Source organism: Paenimyroides viscosum, from assembly GCF_003858535.1.
Lineage (GTDB): Bacteria > Bacteroidota > Bacteroidia > Flavobacteriales > Flavobacteriaceae > Flavobacterium > Flavobacterium viscosum.
In genome coordinates this window covers 1-2,486 of record NZ_RQTJ01000072.1, presented here as the reverse complement: position 1 = coordinate 2,486, position 2,486 = coordinate 1, and the positions used below count along the sequence as shown (strand labels likewise).

Annotated in this window: 2 protein-coding genes; both read left to right on the top strand. The window is 34.8% G+C overall.

What is annotated here, in order from left to right:
* Positions 1 to 131 precede the first annotated feature (131 nt).
* Positions 132 to 971 carry a class D beta-lactamase gene (blaOXA, locus tag EG242_RS14690; RefSeq protein WP_099009311.1) on the top strand — a complete coding sequence of 280 codons (840 nt, stop codon included), beginning with the start codon at positions 132 to 134 and terminating at the stop codon, positions 969 to 971.
* 145 nt (positions 972 to 1,116) lie between these two features.
* Positions 1,117 to 2,283 carry a tetracycline-inactivating monooxygenase Tet(X2) gene (locus EG242_RS14685; protein ID WP_008651082.1) on the top strand — a complete coding sequence of 389 codons (1,167 nt, stop codon included), beginning with the start codon at positions 1,117 to 1,119 and terminating at the stop codon, positions 2,281 to 2,283.
* Positions 2,284 to 2,486: the final 203 nt, after the last annotated feature.

Here is a 2,486-nt window from a genome sequence, read left to right as displayed (position 1 = left end):
CGTAAAGTAAATTTGCTAATCTGATAATTTCATCTGACAAAGATACTAAAAAACTACACATAAAGGGTTGGTTAAGCGAAATTTTCCGTATATTCGTTTCGTTAAAACAGATGTTAGCACCAATATAAGAAATGAAAAAAATCCATATTCTATCAATATTAATTTTAGTGTTTTCTTGCACAAATAATAAGACTGACTCTGACAAAAATCAGAATATTGAAATTGAACGCGAAATTGTTATCACAGAGTTTCAAACCTTTATCGACTCGACAGATGTCACAGGTTCAATTCTAATCTACGACTTAAAAGATGATAAGTACTATTCAAACAATTTTAATTGGGCGAAAAAAGGGTGTTTACCAGCTTCCACTTTCAAAATACCAAATTCAATTATAGCCTTAGAAATCGGAGTAGTCGAAAACGACAGTACACTTTTTAAATGGAATGGAGATGAAAGAAGACTAAAGGTTTGGGAGCAAGATATGACTCTTAAAGAAGCTTTTCATTATTCCTGTGTGCCTTGTTATCAAGAAGTAGCAAGAAAAATTGGTGTTAGACGGATGAATGAATATTTGGACAAACTTGACTATGGGAAAATGGAAGTTGATACAACAAATATTGATATGTTTTGGCTTGAAGGTGAGTCTCAAATTAATCAATATCAACAAATAGAGTTTTTGAAGAGATTTTATAATTCTGAATTGCCAATATCGAAACGCACAGTAACTATAATGAAAAAAATGATAGTTATAGAAGAAAACGAAAATTATAAACTCAGCGGAAAAACAGGTTGGTCAATAAGAAATGGAAATAACAACGGTTGGTTTGTTGGATTTGTGGAAACAAACGGAAACACATATTTCTTAGCAACAAATGTTGAACCGAACCAAAATTTCAATATGGATTTGTTTCCAATGATTAGAAAAGAGCTGACTTTCAAAGCTTTGAAGCAATTGAATATAATTAAATAAAGGTGCTAACAATGTATATAAAAAATAGGCGAAACAGTAGTAAAACCAATGCTTTTGGCTCGTTTCAAACTTTGTGCTTATCCGAAAGTTTAGTGCATCGAAATCGCCTACTTTTCATATACTAAACGTTATGGGCCATTTTTGAATGACAATGCGAATAGATACAGACAAACAAATGAATTTACTTAGTGATAAGAACGTTGCAATAATTGGTGGTGGACCCGTTGGACTGACTATGGCAAAATTATTACAGCAAAACGGCATAGACGTTTCAGTTTACGAAAGAGACAACGACCGAGAGGCAAGAATTTTTGGTGGAACCCTTGACCTACACAAAGGTTCAGGTCAGGAAGCAATGAAAAAAGCGGGATTGTTACAAACTTATTATGACTTAGCCTTACCAATGGGTGTAAATATTGCTGATGAAAAAGGCAATATTTTATCCACAAAAAATGTAAAGCCCGAAAATCGATTTGACAATCCTGAAATAAACAGAAATGACTTAAGGGCTATCTTGTTGAATAGTTTAGAAAACGACACGGTTATTTGGGATAGAAAACTTGTTATGCTTGAACCTGGTAAGAAGAAGTGGACACTAACTTTTGAGAATAAACCGAGTGAAACAGCAGATTTGGTTATTCTTGCCAATGGCGGGATGTCCAAGGTAAGAAAATTTGTTACCGACACGGAAGTTGAAGAAACAGGTACTTTCAATATACAAGCCGATATTCATCAACCAGAGATAAACTGTCCTGGATTTTTTCAGCTATGCAATGGAAACCGGCTAATGGCATCTCACCAAGGTAATTTATTATTTGCTAACCCCAATAATAATGGTGCATTGCATTTTGGAATAAGTTTTAAAACACCTGATGAATGGAAAAACCAAACGCAGGTAGATTTTCAAAACAGAAATAGTGTCGTTGATTTTCTTCTGAAAGAATTTTCCGATTGGGACGAACGCTACAAAGAATTGATTCATACGACGTTGTCATTTGTAGGATTGGCTACACGGATATTTCCTTTAGAAAAGCCTTGGAAAAGCAAGCGCCCATTACCCATAACAATGATTGGGGATGCCGCACATTTGATGCCGCCTTTTGCAGGGCAGGGAGTAAATAGTGGGTTGGTGGATGCCTTGATATTGTCTGATAATCTAGCCGATGGAAAATTTAATAGCATTGAAGAGGCTGTTAAAAATTATGAACAGCAAATGTTTATCTATGGCAAAGAAGCACAAGAAGAATCAACTCAAAACGAAATTGAAATGTTTAAACCCGACTTTACGTTTCAGCAATTGTTAAATGTATAAAATGGAATAAAACGGCACATAACAAACAAATTGGCAATAGAGCCGGTGAAGTACTTCTATTGAACTTTTGTGCAATGTTGAAGATTAGTAATTCTATTCAACATTTGTGCTAAAAGTCGGCTCCATCGCCAATTTGCCAGCCGTTATGTGTAATTTTAGCCGCAAACGCAGTTAAAACAAAAAGGCTCCGAATTTCGGAACCT

Excerpts from the sequence above, each read along its gene's own strand:
- EG242_RS14685 (WP_008651082.1), top strand. The coding sequence starts at position 1,117 with ATGACAATGCGAATAGATACAGACAAACAAATGAATTTACTTAGTGAT.
- blaOXA (WP_099009311.1), top strand. The coding sequence starts at position 132 with ATGAAAAAAATCCATATTCTATCAATATTAATTTTAGTGTTTTCTTGC.